13 protein-coding genes are annotated in these 17021 nt (G+C 59.4%); 9 read left to right on the forward strand and 4 right to left on the reverse strand.

Features of this window, described 5'->3' with window-relative positions:
• The first annotated feature begins 20 nt into the window (after positions 1–20).
• From GMO_RS11350 to GMO_RS11360, 3 genes are read left to right on the forward strand one after another with little or no spacing between them, the layout of a single operon-like run.
• Positions 21–461 (forward strand): acetyl-CoA carboxylase biotin carboxyl carrier protein, encoded by a 441-nt coding sequence (locus GMO_RS11350; protein ID WP_008852554.1) that lies wholly within the window; start codon positions 21–23, stop codon positions 459–461.
• Positions 454–1809, forward strand: coding sequence for an acetyl-CoA carboxylase biotin carboxylase subunit (gene accC / locus GMO_RS11355; RefSeq protein ID WP_008852555.1), 1356 nt, complete (start codon positions 454–456; stop codon positions 1807–1809). Before GMO_RS11350 ends, accC begins: the two co-directional genes overlap by 8 nt.
• Positions 1806–2204, forward strand: coding sequence for a hypothetical protein (locus GMO_RS11360; RefSeq protein ID WP_008852556.1), 399 nt, complete (start codon positions 1806–1808; stop codon positions 2202–2204). The genes accC and GMO_RS11360 overlap by 4 nt, the downstream gene beginning before the upstream one ends.
• Before the next feature lie 10 nt (positions 2205–2214).
• Here the strand turns inward: GMO_RS11360 and GMO_RS11365 are convergent, their stop codons facing one another.
• The gene (locus GMO_RS11365) at positions 2215–2778 is read right to left on the reverse strand and encodes a winged helix DNA-binding protein (RefSeq protein WP_008852557.1); all 564 of its coding nucleotides are present in this window, start codon (positions 2776–2778) and stop codon (positions 2215–2217) included.
• Between the two features lie 78 nt (positions 2779–2856).
• On the opposite strand from GMO_RS11365, the gene GMO_RS11370 reads away from it, so the two are divergent.
• Positions 2857–4947: a hydantoinase/oxoprolinase family protein gene (locus tag GMO_RS11370; RefSeq protein WP_008852558.1), complete on the forward strand. Its 2091-nt coding sequence runs from the start codon at positions 2857–2859 to the stop codon at positions 4945–4947.
• The gene (locus GMO_RS11375; RefSeq protein WP_008852559.1) at positions 4947–6515 is read left to right on the forward strand and encodes a hydantoinase B/oxoprolinase family protein; all 1569 of its coding nucleotides are present in this window, start codon (positions 4947–4949) and stop codon (positions 6513–6515) included. Before GMO_RS11370 ends, GMO_RS11375 begins: the two co-directional genes overlap by 1 nt.
• 53 nt (positions 6516–6568) lie before the next feature.
• On the opposite strand, the gene GMO_RS11380 is transcribed toward GMO_RS11375, so the two are convergent.
• Positions 6569–7582 carry a hydroxyacid dehydrogenase gene (locus tag GMO_RS11380; RefSeq protein WP_245528482.1) on the reverse strand — a complete coding sequence of 338 codons (1014 nt, stop codon included), beginning with the start codon at positions 7580–7582 and terminating at the stop codon, positions 6569–6571.
• Between the two features lie 218 nt (positions 7583–7800).
• Between GMO_RS11380 and GMO_RS11385 the strand changes: the two genes are divergently transcribed.
• From GMO_RS11385 to GMO_RS11395, 3 genes are all read left to right on the forward strand, one after another.
• Positions 7801–9324 carry a sodium:solute symporter gene (locus GMO_RS11385; RefSeq protein WP_050801479.1) on the forward strand — a complete coding sequence of 508 codons (1524 nt, stop codon included), beginning with the start codon at positions 7801–7803 and terminating at the stop codon, positions 9322–9324.
• 5 nt (positions 9325–9329) lie between these two features.
• Positions 9330–10256, forward strand: a complete 927-nt coding sequence (locus GMO_RS11390) for an N-acetylmuramic acid 6-phosphate etherase (RefSeq protein ID WP_040509398.1) — start codon at positions 9330–9332, stop codon at positions 10254–10256.
• A gap of 670 nt (positions 10257–10926) precedes the next feature.
• Positions 10927–12057 carry an anhydro-N-acetylmuramic acid kinase gene (locus GMO_RS11395; protein ID WP_040509400.1) on the forward strand — a complete coding sequence of 377 codons (1131 nt, stop codon included), beginning with the start codon at positions 10927–10929 and terminating at the stop codon, positions 12055–12057.
• A gap of 9 nt (positions 12058–12066) precedes the next feature.
• On the opposite strand, the gene flhA is transcribed toward GMO_RS11395, so the two are convergent.
• Positions 12067–14217: a flagellar biosynthesis protein FlhA gene (flhA, locus tag GMO_RS11400; protein WP_008852564.1), complete on the reverse strand. Its 2151-nt coding sequence runs from the start codon at positions 14215–14217 to the stop codon at positions 12067–12069.
• Positions 14218–14438: 221 nt separating this feature from the next.
• Between flhA and GMO_RS11405 the strand changes: the two genes are divergently transcribed.
• Positions 14439–14954: a hypothetical protein gene (locus GMO_RS11405; RefSeq protein ID WP_040509402.1), complete on the forward strand. Its 516-nt coding sequence runs from the start codon at positions 14439–14441 to the stop codon at positions 14952–14954.
• 292 nt (positions 14955–15246) lie between these two features.
• Here GMO_RS11405 and GMO_RS11410 read toward each other — a convergent pair whose 3' ends face one another.
• Positions 15247–17007, reverse strand: a complete 1761-nt coding sequence (locus GMO_RS11410; RefSeq protein WP_040509404.1) for a dihydroxyacetone kinase family protein — start codon at positions 17005–17007, stop codon at positions 15247–15249.
• Positions 17008–17021: the final 14 nt, after the last annotated feature.

A 17021-nucleotide genomic window follows, 5' to 3' on the forward strand; every position in this document is an offset into this window, starting at 1 on the left:
ACCGGAAGGCTGACCGCTCCATGATCCCCGATCTCAAGATCCTTGATGCCCTGATGTCCCGGATGAAGGCGCTGGGCATCACAGAACTCGACTACTCGCGTGACGGCGAACATATCCGGCTGGTACGCGGTGGGCAGGAAACCAGTCCGCAGGTGCCCACCAACCAGCCAGCGATTCCTTCGCTTTCATTCGGCGAAACAGCGACGGCTCCAGCTACAACCACTATAGAAGCCCCGATGCACGGCCAGTTCTATGCCTCGCCAGCCCCCGATGCGCCGCCTTTCGTCAAACCCGGTGACATCGTGGCAGAAGGACAGCCGCTCTACATCCTCGAGGTCATGAAGACGCTCTCGCGCATCGAAGCTGAATTCCCATGCCGGATCGTCGCCGTACTGGCCACCAATGCCGAAGCCGTGACGCCCGGGACGCCCCTTTTCACCGTGGAGCCACTCGATGCGTGAACCCTGCCGTGTCCTGATCGCCAATCGCGGCGAAATCGCCCTGCGCATCACGCGGGCCTGCCGTCTGCTCGGGCTGCACAGCATCGGCGTCCATTCCGAAGCAGATACCAGCCTCGCGCATCTGCGCCTCGTTGACGAAACCATCTGCATCGGCCCGGCGGCCGCTTCTCACAGCTATCTGGACGCTGCCCGCGTCCTGCGCGCCGCCGAACTGACGGACGCCGACATCATCCATCCTGGCTATGGCTTCCTGTCGGAAAACGCCGATTTTGCCGAAACCGTGGAACAGTCCGGCCGCATCCTCGCAGGACCGACGGCCGCCATCATGCGCCTGATGGGCGACAAGATCAGCGCCAAGCAGCAGATGCACCGTTCAGGCGTCCCATGCCTTCCGGGCACGGAAGACGCGCTGCCCATGGATCTCTCCGAGGCACAGGCCATCTGCGACGCCATCGGCTATCCCCTGATCGTCAAGGCGGCAGGTGGAGGTGGCGGGCGCGGCATGCGCGTGGTCATGACAGCGGATGAACTGCGCGAAGCGATTGAAACGGCACGGGAAGAAGCAGACCGCGCCTTCGGCAATCCGGCAGTCTATGCCGAACGCTTCCTTCAGCACCCCCGCCATATCGAGATCCAGGTCCTGGCTGACCGGCAGGGCAATGCCGTCTGGCTCGGCGCACGGGACTGCTCCATCCAGCGCCGCCATCAGAAGCTGATCGAGGAAGCCCCAGCCATTGGCATCGATCCACAGGCTATCGCCGAACTGGGCGAACGCTGCGCCCGTGCCTGCACACTGATGGGTTATACGGGTGCGGGTACCTTCGAATTCCTGTACGAGGATGGCGCGTTCTCTTTCATTGAAATGAACACGCGCCTTCAGGTCGAACATCCGGTCACGGAAATGACAACCGGCATCGACATCGTCCGCAAACAGCTCCTCATCGCGATGGGACAACCCCTCTCCTTTACACAGGCCGACATCCGCACTGAAGGCCATGCCATTGAATGCCGCATCAACGCCGAAGACCCGGAGAGCTTCCGTCCCGCTCCCGGGAAAGTCCTGGAATGGCGCGCGCCCGGTGGCCCAGGGGTGCGCATCGATACTCATCTCTATGACGGTTATGTCGTACCCCCAAACTACGACTCCCTGATCGCCAAGCTGATTGTCCATGGCACGGACCGTCCGGATGCGCTGAACCGCATGCACGCCGCGCTCTCCGAAATGCAGATCACCGGCATCGCCACCACCATTCCCCTGCATCTGCGCCTGATGAATGAGCCCGGAGTCCGCGAAGGCAGCGTCAGCGTGCATTATCTCGAAGCCCTCATGCGAAAGTCCGCTTCATGACTTTTCTTGAAGATCTTCTGAACGACCTTCCGAAGCTGGTGGACACGATGAGGCATCACGATGTCCATCATTTTTCCTGGAAAAACGAGACGGGTGCGTTCGCCCTGACAGTGGCTGCAAATCCGTGCCAGGTACCACAGGAACGGCCTGTCGCCCTGCCCCCGAAAGTTGAGGATCTTGCTGTACTCAGTCCCGAAATGGGCATTTTCCGTCCGAATGGCCTGAGCGACGGCCAAGTCGTCCGCACCGGTGATATCGTGGGATTTGTGGAAACGAATGCACTCCGCCTTCCTGCCACAGCTCCGGCGGACGGCAGGCTCGGCGAGGCGCTGGTCGAGAACGGCGCTCCCGTAGGCTATCACGATATTCTTTTCCGGATTCATCCGGATGGCTGATACGATGCTGTCAGAGGGATGCGGCCGAGCGGGACGCCTGTTCGTAAAAGCCCGTCAGGACACGCAGCGCCTTGGCAACTTCGGCAATCGTGACGTCACCGACTTCCCGGTTCTGGGGAATATGCTCGAGCAGGCAGATCCGGCGCAGGCGGGCATATTCCATGCAGGCCTCACGACCCTTCTGCGTGGTGCTGACGAACACTTCCTTACCACGACGCTGACGCTGGATCAGCCCGTGCTCATCGAGCTTCTTCATCGCATAGTTCAGATAATGCCGTTCGGACAGGTTCAGGGTGAACATCAGATCCGAAATGCTTTTTTCCCGGTTCCGGTGATTGACACTGTGAAGGATCAGCGTGTCGAGCGCCGAAAGATCCGGCTGTCCCGCCGCCGCCATGCCACGCGACATCCAGCGGTGAAACGCATGGTTCACAACGGTCAGGGCAAATTCAAATTCGCTCAGATCCTCATTTCCCGGGATCGCCAGATGAGACGAGGACACGATAAAGGCCCGTTCCATATCTGCAACATCGGGTGTCGCCGGTGACCGGCTCTCGCCTTTCGTGTCCTTCATGATCCTTCTCACTCCCTTTCAGCCCGCATTCTTCCGAAGCGCTTCACGATACTCTAACCCGATACGGAAAACATAGGCATGGTTGATCGTACACAAATCCGTCTGGCCGCTGATATCGGTGGCACATTTACAGACGTGGTTCTGCAGACGCCCAAGGAGCGCCTGACGCGCAAGGTTCTCACGACGCCCGGCGCACCGGAACAGGGTGTCATGGATGGCATCGGGCTCGTGATCCAAGATGCCGGCCTTCAGTTTCCTGACGTAACGGTATTCGTGCATGGCACGACACTTGCGACCAATGCGATCATCGAACGCAGAGGTGCCCGTACGGCCCTCATCGGCACGCAGGGCTTCCGGGACGTTCTGGAAATTGGTACCGAAAGCCGGTTCAACCAGTACGACCTGATGTTGCAGAAGCCCAGTCCGCTTGTTTCCCGTGACCTTCGCTTCACCGTTCCCGAACGCATGGATGCCCGGGGCACCATTCAGCTCTCGCTTAATGAAGAAGCCGTTCTGGCGCTTGTGCCCCAGCTGCGGGAAGCGCGTGTCGAGAGCATCGCCGTCGCATTCCTGCATGCCTATGCCAACCCGGCGCATGAACAGCGGGTCCGGGCTCTCCTTCAGGAAGCCCTGCCGGACGTCACCATCTCTATTTCAAGTGAGGTCTGTCCCGAAATCCGGGAATATGAACGCACCTCGACAACGGTTGCCAATGCCTATGTCCAGCCCCTGATGGCGGGCTATCTGGGACGCCTGCGTGAGGCCCTCAATACAAAGGGCTTTCAGGGCGCGCTGTATCTCGTCACGTCCGGTGGTGGTCTGACTGCACTGGAAACAGCGCGGCAGTTTCCAGTGCGGCTGGTGGAATCCGGCCCCGCGGGTGGGGCGATCTTTGCCGCACAATGCGCCGAGCGCCTGGGTGAAAACCGCGTCCTGTCCTTCGACATGGGCGGCACGACCGCCAAGGTCTGCCTCATAGAGAACGGAGAACCGGCCTCTTCCCGCGTATTCGAAGTGGACCGCACGGCCCGCTTCATGAAAGGGTCCGGTCTTCCACTCCGGATCCCCGTGATTGAAATGGTCGAGATCGGTGCGGGGGGCGGGTCCATTGCCCATCTGGATGCGATGAAACGCGTGATCGTCGGACCGGAAAGTGCATCCTCCGTTCCTGGCCCAGCCTGTTACGGGCTTGGAGGCACCCACCCCGCAGTTACGGATGCAGACGTGACGCTCGGCCTAATCCGACCGGAAAACTTCGCGGGAGGCAGCATCCAGCTCCAGCCGGACCTGTCGGCTCAGGCGCTGCTGGCGGATATCGGAACGCCTCTGGGCCTGTCGGCGGAAATGTCTGCTCATGCCGTCTATGAAATCGTCTGTGAGAACATGGCCAGTGCCGCGCGTGTCCATGCGGCTGAACGGGGGGCCGTCATCGGCGACCATACCATGATCGCCTTCGGTGGCGCGGCTCCTCTTCACGCAGCTCGGGTTGCGGAAAAACTGGGAATCCAGCGTCTTGTCATCCCGTCGAACGCCGGTGTGGGCTCGGCCGTGGGCTTCCTGGCGGCCCCGGTCTCGTTCGAACTGGTACGGTCCTTTCCCATGCGACTGGACGATTCCTTCAATTCGGAAGAGGTCTCAGCCCTGTTAAGCGATATGACGGACGCCGTACAGGGCATGGTGCAGGACGACACTCGGACGGAAACACTTCACATCCGGCGCAGCGCCTTCATGCGCTATGTCGGCCAGGGCCACGAAATCATCGTGACTCTGCCGGAAGGAGCCATCAGCACCGACCATCTGTCCGCGCTCAGGGCAGCCTTCGAGACTGAATATACCCGGCAGTTTGCGCGTGTCATTCCGCACGCCGCTGTCGAGATCCTCAACTGGTCCGTCAGCGTCTCCACTACACCGCAGAAATATCCTCCCTTCGAGGCCGCCCCGGCCCTGCATGACGCACGATCCGGTGACATCCGGCGCCTCTTTGACGGCGCCACGGACACGCATGTCGCCCTGCCGGTTTATGAACGGATGGACATGGGACCGGGCAGCCGGATTTCCGGGCCTGCACTGATCGCCGAAAAGGAAACCACGACCTACGTCTCGTCCCGCTACAACGCCCATCTGGACGGTAGCGGCAACATCATTCTGGACATGAAGGACGCCGTCTGATGAGCGCGCACTCCCATAAGGAAATCGACTTCCAGATCATGTGGAACCGCCTGATCGCCGTCGTTGGTGAACAGGCCCAGGTGCTGATCCGCACGGCATTCAGCCCTATCGTCCGCGAATGTGAGGATATTTCGGCCGGTATCTTCGACCTGAAGGGTCGCATGATCGCGCAGGCCGTGACGGGAACGCCGGGACACGTCAATTCCATGGCGGAATCTGTCGGACATTTCCTGCGTCATTTCCCCGTCTCCTCCATGAAGGAAGGAGATGCTTACATCACGAACGATCCGTGGATGGGAACAGGGCATCTCAACGATTTCGTCATCACCACCCCGGCATTTCACAAAGGGCGTCTGGTTGGGTTGTTTTCCTGCACCAGTCATCTGATGGATATCGGAGGCTTGGGCAATGGCCCCGAGGCGACAGACGTTTTCATGGAAGGTCTGTCGATCCCCATGCTGAAACTGATCGATCGGGGACGGGTCAACGAAACACTGATGGCCATGATCCGCGCCAATACCCGCCTGCCGGTAGATACGGAAGGGGACACCTACTCTCTGGCGGCGTGTAACGATGTCGGTGTGCGAGCCCTGTGCGACATGATGGACGAATTCCGGCTCGACACTCTCGATCCTCTAGCCGATTTCATCATCGAGCGGTCCCGACAAGCCGTTCTGGACAAGATCGCAGCACTCCCACAGGGCACATGGTCCCATGAGATGACGATCGACGGCTACAACGCGCCCCTGACGCTCAAGGCAAGGCTCACGGTCAGTGAAGGCCAGGTCAGTGTCAGCTATGACGGTTCGCCTCCGGCCGTAGGTCGCGGGATCAATGTTCCAATGGCCTATACGCGGGCCTATACGGTCTTCGGACTGGCCTGCGCCATCTCGCCAGACGTTCCCAACAATGCAGGCTCCCTTGCGCCCTATCATGTCGAGGCGCCGGAAGGGTCCGTCCTGAACGCCCTGCGCCCTGCGCCCGTCTCCTCCCGTCATGTCATCGGACAGATGCTGCCGGACATGGTGTTCGGGTGCCTGCGCGCACCGCTTCCCGACAGGGTCCCGGCAGAAGGTACATCCTGCCTGTGGAACATTGCGGTCCGAGGCCAGTGGCTTCCCAAGGGTGCTGTCGCGTCCCAGACCTATGCTCTTGCCATCACAACGAATGGTGGTACCGGCGCCCGTCCGGGGCTGAATGGTCTTTCCGCAACAGCCTTCCCCTCAGGTGTTCATGGCACCCCGGTAGAAATCGCGGAAATCCAGTGTCCACTCATCTTCTGGGAAAAGGAACTCCGCGAGAACAGTGGCGGGGCCGGCCAGACAAAAGGCGGCGACGGACAGACCATGAGGATCGGTACGACGCAGAAGCAGCCATTCGAACTGCTGGCAGCGTTTGACCGCGTCGATCATCCGGCCCGCGGGGCACTCGGCGGTCAGGACGGTGCCGCAGGCCGTGTCGAAACAGCGTCAGGCCGGAAACTCGCCGGCAAGGGCCTCCAGGTCCTTGAACCGGACGAGGTCCTCGTTCTCATGACACCAGGCGGCGGCGGTCTGGGCGCTCCCTGAGACGGGCTTGTACGTCCCTCTCTGTCAGGAAGAGGGACGCAGGCTCATAATGGTCAGAGACAGTGCGGCGGAACACGTCCCGCGAGGGCATCCTGAACCTGTGACGCACACAGCATCGCCATCCGGCGCAGGGCCTCCTCGGTTGTCGCACCAATATGCGGCGTCAGAACGACATTCGGCGCTCCCAGCAGTGGATCATCCGGAAGAGGAGGCTCAGGCGACATTACGTCCAGTCCTGCACCCCCAAGATGCCCTGTCGCCAGAGCCTTCGCGAGTGCGGGGCCATCCACTTCTCCCCCACGGCTGGTGTTGATCAGGATCGCCCCCTGTTTCAGGCGGGACAGGGCCGAAGCGTCAATTGTGGGACGACCACTTCCCTGCGCAGGACGATGTAGCGACAGCACGTCAGATGCGATCAGAAGATCATCAAGACTGTCCGCCCGTTCCACACCTGCAGTTTTGAAGGCGTCTGCCGGAACACTCGGAGACCAGGCAATGATCCGCATGCCCAGCCCCTGTCCCGCAATCTGTGCAACATGCCGGGCGATGGCTCCGAACCCGACCAACCCAAGCGTCCGCGTATGCAACTCTATGCCCTTGCCTGTATAGCGGAACTCCCAGTTGCCCTTTCGCACGGCACGATCCGCTTCACAGATACGACGCACAACCGCCAGCAGAAGTCCTATGGTCATTTCCGCAACGGACCGACTGTTGGTGTTGGGCGCATTCGTGATCAGAACTCCGCGCGCAGCCGCTGCGGCCTTGGCAATCCGGTTTGTTCCCGAACCGTGGCATGAAATGATTTTCAGGTTCGGCGCCGCTTTCAGAGCCTCTTCACTGAATCCCAGATCACGGGTGATGACTGCATCGGCATCTCCGACCTCGTGGATAACGGCATCCATCGTGGGCGCCGTGGCATATCGGGTTCTGATTCCCGCTGCATTCAGACAGGTTACGGCATCGGGATGAATCTTTTGTGTAATGAAACACAGGCTCATATCACTGGTTTTTCCAAGGTCGGGGGATGGATATGGTGGGATGATGACATACAGGCCCCCGTTGTCCATGCCAAAAAAGGTCTTCCATCCGACCTGTTGTCCAGATGCATGATCCAAAAGAGGAGAAAGAAATCCCTTAATGCTGGAAGAAAAATCCTGTTCAGATCCCTCTATAAGCTGGTGACGTGCCCTGCCCGGTTCTGCCAGGAAGTCCGGAATTCATACCCCGATTGATCTGGTATCGTTCTGGAATTACCCTTGTCCGGGAAAACAGGGATACCATCTCCATGCGGTCTGCCGACATCGCCGTAATCTGCGGGTACTTTCTGGCCCTGCCGGTTGTCGCAATCCTGCTGGCACGGCGTGGCAAATCATCAGACGATTTCCTTACGGCTTCCCATGATCTGCCATGGTGGGCGATTTGCCTGTCTCTTGTCGCTACTGAAACATCCACCCTGACATTCATCAGCATTCCCGGTGTCAGTTATCTGAACGGCATGGTCTTCCTTGGGCTGGCCGGAGGCTATCTTATCGGGCGCCTGATCGTCGCAATATGGTTTCTGCCGCTTTATGCGCAGGGACGCATGCGCAGCGCATATCAGTATCTCGGGCATCGTTTCGGCGGAGCTCTCCAGCGTGCTGCATCCGGCGCATTTCTGATAACGCGGCTTCTGGCTGAAGGCGTACGGCTGTCCTCGGGTCTGTTACCCCTGCTCTGGATCCTGCGACACAACCATGTCGAGGCAGGCTCTCTGACCATTCTGGTCCTCATCATGTGTTTCACTCTTGTTTACACAATGATCGGCGGACTGCGAGCTGTTGTCTGGTCTGATACGATCCAGCTTTTCATTTATCTTCTCGGCGCAGCGGCCTGCGTCATGCTTCTTGCGAATGCGCTTCCGGCAGACGGCTGGCAGACGGCGTGGCATGCCGGAAAAATGTGGCCCTTCCATAACCAGAGTCTCGCTAACCTGCTGTCTGACCCATTCACCCCGCTCGCAGCCCTGATCGGTGGCACCATCGTCTCGATCGCATCGCACGGAACAGACCAGCTCATGGTGCAGCGTCTGCTGGCCGCCCGGAACCTACGGGACGCCCGCTATGCCCTGATTGGCAGTGCCTTTGTCGTTGCCCTGCTGTTTGGCCTTCTGTCGGTACTGGGGGTGGAACTCTGGATAGACCATGGTGGCGCATCCCTGTCATCCCTTAGGCTGAATGGTCCGGATGACCTCTTCCCGGGTTATATCGTATCCGGCCTCCCGACAGGACTGGAAGGGCTGCTGCTGGCCGGAATTCTCAGCGCCACGATGGGATCCCTGTCCTCAACGCTCAATGCCATGGTTGATGCGACACTCACCGATTTCGGCACCCTGCCGCAACGCATTCTGACACAACTGGGCCGTCATCTGGGTTTCCTCGAGAAAGGCCTCTTTGCCCCCCGCCTCATGACGCTGTTCTGGTGCGTCTGCCTTGTGGCCGTAACCCTCCGCTTCACGGACGGCACACAGTCTGCCGTCATTCTTGGTCTGACGATTGCCGGCTGGTCTTATGGCCCGACGCTCGGCGCTTTTCTTTTTGGCATGCTGTACCCTTCCACCAGCCTCCGAGATGCCATGACAGGCTTTCTCGTGTCCCTGTGCGGCATGGCCATCGTCATGGTCCTGCTTCAGAGTGCCGGCAGGCCCCTGGCCTTCCCCTGGCTTGTCCCGCTCGGTATTGCCGGCATGATGATACCGGCGCGTCTTTCAATGTTTTTTACAGCCGGAAAACGTTCGGCGTTTCTTCAGCCTTCCAGACATGAAAAGGACTGACATTGATGATTTCGAAGAGCAGTAAGCATCCTGAGCCAGTGGCGGGAACCGAAAGTCAGGATCCGCGCTATGTCGATATTGACCTGTGGCCTGTTACATCGGTGCTGGAAGCCCTGGCTGAATCCCAGATGACTGCGACAGCCGTAGTACGCTCAGCCGTTCCCCAGATGAACGAGGCCGTCACGGCCGCACTGCCCAGACTTCGTTCCGGCGGCAGGCTGTTTTACGTCGGTGCCGGAACTTCCGGGCGTATCGGTCTTCAGGATGGCGTCGAACTCAGTCCGACATTCGGGTGGCCGGATGACCGGCTTGTCCTGATGCTGGCGGGCGGGACACAGGCCGTGTTTGCTTCCGTTGAAGGCGCGGAAGATGATGAAAAGACGGCTCGGGAAGAGATCCTGTCCCATCAACCCGGTCCCGATGATGTTGTTTTCGGAATCGCCGCCAGCGGATCGACACCCTATACCTGCGCAGCCATTGCCGCTGCCCGGTCCATGGGAGCACTGACCATTGGTATCAGTTCCAACCCTGACGGACGTCTGCTGAAAGACGCGGACCATGGCATTACGATCGTCACGGGTGCTGAAGTCATCTCTGGTTCAACACGCCTAAAAGCCGGGACAGCCCAGAAAGCAGTTCTGAACCTTCTGTCAACGACACTGATGATCCAGCTTGGCCATGCCTACCGGGGACAGATGGTGGATATGCGCGTAGTTAATGACAAACTCGCAAGACGCGCGGCCCATATGGTGCACCTGCTCGCCGGTGGCACATCACAAGACGTCGAAGCAGCCCTTGCCGCCAGCCATCAGAATGTCAAACGCGCGCTCCTCATCCGTTCAGGCATGAACGCGGAAGAGGCTGAAGCTGCGCTGAAAAAGCATGCCGGAAACCTGCGCGCCATTCTGGACGTCCGACCAGAGCAGAACTGAAAACGGACATGGACGCGACGCACTCAGGCGATCTGTTTCCGTTGCTCACGTCAGCCCGGGTAGTGCACAAATCCCTATCCCTGAAACGCTCCGGGTAACCAGGGATCTGATCCTCAGTGGCAGCCTGCATGCGGGAAAACGGCATTCCAGCACTGAGCGTCGTCTCGTGCTGGCCGTTCACAAAATTCTGGAACGGCTGGAAAACGCCATCCTGCCAACACGGCTCTTAGGAGCAGGACTGTTCGTTGTACGATAGATCCAGCATGTTCCGGCCAGCCTATCCGAATCTTCCAATGATCTGCGTGCAAGGAATTTCGGCGTCAGTCTGGTCTGACGGGAAAACTACCGCTGCAGATGTGGTGCCCTAGGAATTGCTTCAGCTCCTCCAGCCCCATCTGCGCCAGATCAGGATTGTGCATGGCAACCCCGTGACCGCCATTACACAGCGGGCTCTGACAAAGCTGGTCAGAATATTACAGCGCTTTCAGGCCTCTGATAGTTACGAAACAGGAAGTAGGCCCTTTTCCTGTCAGCCTTTCCACGGCCGTCCTCAATCTCTAACATTGTTCTTTCCCGAACGATGGACGCGTTCCCGAAATCATCTTCTCCTGCTATCGCGCAACTTCATACGATTTTGCCGTTGAACGCCGGGCCATGGAAAACAGAACCGATGCAATACCTGACAGCCATAGGATTGATGAGCGGAACCTCTCTGGATGGCGTTGACGCAGCCATGGTCCGCACTGACGGAAAAAATATCGCTGAACGCGGTCCAGGCATCAGCATCGCCTATTCTCCGGAACTCCGGGCCCGCGCCCGGAATCTGTTGTCACGTGCATCGCGCCTGCAACCCAATGACCCCGAACTGATTGCTGTCGAGCGCGATATCACCCTCTGTCACGTCGAAGCCGTCGAGGCATTACGCAGCAGCATTGGCAAGGTTGACCTGATCGGTTTCCATGGCCAGACCCTGCTCCACGCCCCGGAAGAAGGGCGGACATGGCAGGTCGGAGATGCCGCACTCCTGTCTGAGAAAACCGGCCTCGCAGTCGTTCATGATTTTCGCAGCGCTGATGTCGCTGCCGGAGGTGAAGGAGCCCCTCTGGCCCCCTGGTACCATCAGGCCCTCCTGCGGGACCGGAGCAAGACAACTGCCATCCTCAATATTGGAGGTGTGGCCAACATAACGCTCATCGGGGCGGATGGAAGCATTTATGCCTGCGATACCGGACCCGGCAATGCCCTTCTGGATGACTGGGCTTTTTCCAAGACAGGCGTGGCCTGTGATGTTGATGGTGCCCTCGCGCAGGTTGGTACCGTTCACAGGGATATTCTGGAACCGCTTCTCGCGGATCCCTACTTTTCCCGCCCCGCTCCCAAGTCCCTGGATCGCCTGACCTTCCATCGTGCCATGGGCGCGGTGCAGAGACTTTCCCCGGAAGATGGCGCGGCGACCCTGACCGCCTTCACGGTAGAAGCCATTTACCGGACCCTGCTGCCGCTCACACCGGACATTTGGTACGTCTGTGGGGGCGGACGACATAACCCTGCCCTCATGGACGCGCTGAAACGGACTCTGGACGCGCCCGTATGGCCGGTCGAAACATTAGGATGGAACGGTGACAATCTGGAAGCCGAATGCTTCGGATTTCTGGCCGTCCGATCATTGAGAGGACTACCGCTATCCGCCCCCGGCATAACGGGTGCTCCTGCCTTCATCAGCGGTGGCCGGCTTACATGCGCGGGCCTTGCTCCCATACCGGACTGGCTGGCCAATCCGGAACCGGCATCAGGACCATGAGGTCGTCTGTCAAATGATATTACCGACCGTCCTGATCCGTGATCGCACCGATATCTCATCCTGAGCCAGCACCTGGGTCGAAGGGTGCATTCTTTCCATGATGCCCCGGACAGGGCGGCGCAACTGGGATGACACGAGAATAACCGGACTTTCCTTGAGCAGCGCACTCTTATCAAGAGCCTGCCGCAGGGCCGCAACAAAATCCTTCAGCCGCGATGGTGGCAGCGTCAACTGCCGGTCATCAGGCGGGCCACCGATATTTTCAGATAACGTCATTTCCCACTCGGGGCTGAGTGTCACAACAGGAATGTAGCCGTTCGGCCCCGTGACAGATGCGCTGATCTGTCGTGCCAGCCGCATCCTGACATGGGCCGTCAGTCCCGACACTGTTTTCAGCCCCTGCCCGCAGCCTTCCTGCAGGGCTTCAAGGATGCTGGACAGATCCCGTATGGAAACTCTTTCCGCAAGAAGGGCCTGCAGCACCCGTTGCAATGTGCTGACCGACAACTGGGAAGGAATGAGATCGACGACCAGCTTCTGCTGATCACGCGGCATCTCATCCAGAAGTTTCTGCGTTTCGGTATAGGACAGGAGATCGGACATGTTTTCACGGACCATTTCCGTGAGATGTGTGATGATGACGCTGGCCGGATCGACAACCGTATAGCCTTTCATCAGCGCACTTTCCCGCAGGTTCTGCGACACCCAGAGCGCAGGCAGACCAAAGGCCGGTTCTTTTGTCGCCTCTCCCTCAAGTTCGGGAAGACCACCCTCCGGCGCCATGACCAGCAGGCTGTTGACCCGGATGTCCCCGCTGGAAACTTCGATTTCCTTGATTTTTATGACATATTTATTGGGATCGATGCTCAGGTTATCCTGAATCCTGACAGGCGGCAGGATAAATCCCATCTCTGATGCAATCGTTCTCCGCAAAACCTGAATTTGACCTGTCAGACGCGCATTTTCACCATTCGCGATGGACAGCAGATTGAACCCCAGTTCAAGCCGTAGCAGATCCACCCGCAGGCTCTCGGAAATCGGTACGTCCTGCGGAACCGTTTTTTCCGGCGGTTCAATCGTATCACCTTCTTCGTCTGTCGCAGGCAGAGGCGTACGATACCGCTTCCAGGCCGAGGCTCCACATAAAAGCGCGAGACACAGGAACGGGACCGTGGGCAATCCGGGGATCAGCGCCAGAACCGTTGCAGCGCCCGTTGCCAGCGCCAGAGGCTTGGGATTTCCAGCCAGCTGACGGACCAGCGTAATGTCAGCCGCCCCTTCCGTCCCCCCCTTGGTAACGACGATACCAGAGGCCGTAGACACCAGAAGCGCCGGGATCTGGGAGACAAGGCCGTCACCGATCGTCAGAGTCGTGAAAGTCGCCGCGGCATCGGTCACGCTCATCCCGTGCCTGACAATCCCTATGACCAGCCCCCCTACGATGTTGATGGCCGTAATGATCAGACTGGCAATGGCATCACCCCGGACAAACTTGGCCGCACCGTCCATGGCCCCGTAAAAACCGCTTTCTTCTTCGAGTTCTTTCCGCTTCTTTTTGGCGACCTGATCCGTGATCGCGCCAGCTGACAGCTCCGCATCAATGGCCATCTGCTTGCCGGGCATGGCATCCAGAGAAAACCGGGCGGCCACTTCCGCAATCCGCCCCGATCCCTTGGTGATGACCATGAAGTTTACGACCAGCAGGATCGCAAACAGGATGGCGCCGATGACAACATCCCCCCCCATCAGGAAGCCACCAAAAGCCGCGACAACATGGCCTGCCGCGTAAGCGCCTTCATGGCCATGGCTCAGGATCAGACGCGTCGTAGCCACTTCAAGGGAAAGACGAAGCAGCGTCGTCAACAATAGGAGGGTTGGAAACGACGTAAAATCCAAGGGGCGCTTCAGAAACAGGGCGACCATCAGTACCAGAACCGAACCGGTTAGGGACAGCGCAAGCCCTACATCCAGAACAAAGGTGGGCAAAGGCAGGATCAGGATGGAAAGAAGTGCCGCAACGGAAAGCGCAAGCCCGATATCCGTGCCGGGTATCCAGCGGCGTCCTTTGACCAGCCACGCAGGCAGACGGATATTCCGCTCCAGTTCGCTCAGAAAATTCGGCTTGCGAATGGGAAGGGCAGTCTTTTGGGTTTCGCTCATCTGGCCATATTGTCACGTCATCTGCACGGCCCCGGCTTTTCCTCCGAGACCTTCTATGTATTTTCAAATGTCTTAATTATTCCTTTAGAGACGCCGTCTGCCGCGATGCGACCAGACCTGGACAGGAAAGACGGCAGGCGCCGGCATTCCACCCATTCCCCTGCAAGGACGTTTCTGGCAAGACGCCTGAGACGTCACCTTCCGCCTGACCGGAGCTTTCCATGCGCGATCGTCCAGACACTTCATCCGTGCAACGGGACCACTCGGCTCCGGAACACGCGGCGCCTTCCGCTGTGACGAGCAACATCCTGGGCAACCGCGAAACGGTTGCCCATTTGGTCAGAACATTCTTGCTGACTGTTGCCGCCATTTTTGAGGACGTTATGGACGGCATCGAAAAACCGGAACATGAGAATGTCGGTCAGAAATGCATCGAAATGGGTCAGATCTTCAGCGGACAAAACGCTCTCTATGTGACCAATCCGGACTGGAACGGCGCCCCGCTGGCCCGTTACCTGCAGGACCACACCGGCATGCATGCCGATGATACGGACGAGACACCTTCTGACACCATCACCAGCTATTTTGCTGAAAAATCCGGGGAATGGGTCAACTGCATGGTCCGCAACAACCTGAATGAGATCAGCGATGATGAAACCCAGAAATGGGTTAACAGGACGCTGGTGCAAATGACCTATGATCTGATGGGAGAACAACCCTCTGGCGCTGCTCCCTGAACACTTGCGTCAGGACAGCGGAAGCTCACGGGCCGTTCCTTCCTCCACCAAGGTCAGCCAGCTTCGGACGAGAATAGCTCCCAGAAGCATGCAAAGCACATATTTCATACTCAACTCCCTTTCAGCCGCACGATGTCAGCCGAATGTGACGGAGCAGAGAAGGAAATGTGACAATATAAGACCGCTCTGCTCGGATTTACGCAGCCGGTAATACGCACCAACCCTAATCAGGGTTTCTCCCCGCCTGTCCGGCGGGAAGTTTTCCCCCTGGATTACTGCAGGATCCGGCCCTTCATCCCACCATCCCATGCAACTGTTCCACATCACTGAACGGAACCATGGCGCCCTTTTCCAGCTCCTCACCCACGACACGGGTGCAGAGCGCCAGCGAAAGCGCGCCGGCATCCGGATGTCCCTTGCTGCGTTCGCCATGCGTGCGTGCCCGGCCAAGACGGGGCAGCAGGTCGCGGGTCGCTTCAGCGGCCTTCCGGGCCGCAAGAGCCGCTGCCTGCCAGGCGGGAACCAGATCCTCTCCGGCCCGCAGTTCACGGTCCAGCGTGTCTACGAAGGGTACGAGCGCATCGATCAGGGTCTTGTCCCCCGGCTTGGCATGACCAAGCTCCATGACGCGCTCCATGCTGTTGCGAACGCCACGTGCCAGGTGCTCCGCTACCGGCAGGCGGGAATCATCCAGCGCCAGACTGAAGGCCCGCAGCCCTTCACCCCACAGCGCCCCGGATGTCCCTCCCGCCCGGTCCGCCCAGGCATCGGCCGCTGCGGCCAGAACGGTCGCCGGCCCGGCTCCCTCATCAGCAGCGGCACAGGCCGCACGCGCTGCGGCAGCCGATCCACGCGCCATGCCCTGCCCATGATCGCCATCCCCGGCCTGTGCATCGATATGACCAAGCTCAGTCTCTGCTGCCGCCAGGGCCTTGCCCAGACTGACCATGAGGCTCGCCACACAGGCCCCGCCACGCCGGCCCTGCGTCGTGGTCGAGCGCATGTATACAACCGGCGTTTCAGCTTCCACTTTCACATCGGAGATCCCGTCTTCCTGAATCCCGGTATGGAACAGTGCCGCAGTCTCGACGGGTGCCCGCCAGAACCGTTCCAGTTCCTCATCCAGCCAGGTCATCGTCAGCGAACAGCCTGCCATGTCTAGACTGGTCACATATTCCCCCACCAGTGGCGCCACCAATGTCAGGCCAGCCTCCTCGAGCATGGGGCCAAGAGCCGTCCACAGCACGAAAAGCTCTTCCTGTTTCGTACTGCCGAGACCATTCAGCATGAGCGCAACCCGCCGGGGCGCATCCGCAGGGAGTTCCGCCAGCAGATGATCCAGTAGCAGCCGGGCCAGCACTTCAGGTGTCGTAATATCCTGCTCGTCGATCCCTGGCTCACCATGCACGCCCAGTCCCAGCGCCATCCGGTTCCGGGAAACCTCGAACAGCTTTTCCTTCTCTCCGGGAAGCGTGCAGCCATCGAACGCCACACCAAAGGTCCGCGTCTGACGGTTGGCGCGCTGTCCTACCGCCTCAACCCGATCAAGGTCGAGCCCTGCCTCGGCCGCCGCGCCCAGAATCTTGAAGACGATCATGTCCCCTGCAATGCCACGGCGCTTTTCATGAACCTCCGGCCCGGCGCTGGCCACATCGTCGCTGGTGGCCAGCAGACGGACATCGTAGCCTTCCTCCCGCAGCCGGTCTGCAGCAATCCCGAAATTCAGCACATCGCCGGCATAATTGCCGTAACCCAGGATAATGCCGCCCCCCAGATCGGCCTGCCGCGCCACGCTCTTGATGGCCTGCGTGGACGGAGACGCGAAGATATCACCGGCAACGGCGGCATCCGCCATCCCCTTCCCGACATATCCGGCAAAAGCCGGGTAATGTCCGGACCCACCACCGAGTACGACAGCTACCTTGCCTTTTGCGCCTGGACGGGCACGAACGACACCACTGCGCACAAGACGGACAAGGTCATGATGAACCATGCTGAAACCACGCAGCGCCGAAGCCGCGAACAGGGAAGCGTCACCGCAGATTTTGGTCATTTTCATTCTCCTTG

The sequence above is a fragment of the Gluconobacter morbifer G707 genome, assembly GCF_000234355.1.
Taxonomy (GTDB): domain Bacteria; phylum Pseudomonadota; class Alphaproteobacteria; order Acetobacterales; family Acetobacteraceae; genus Gluconobacter; species Gluconobacter morbifer.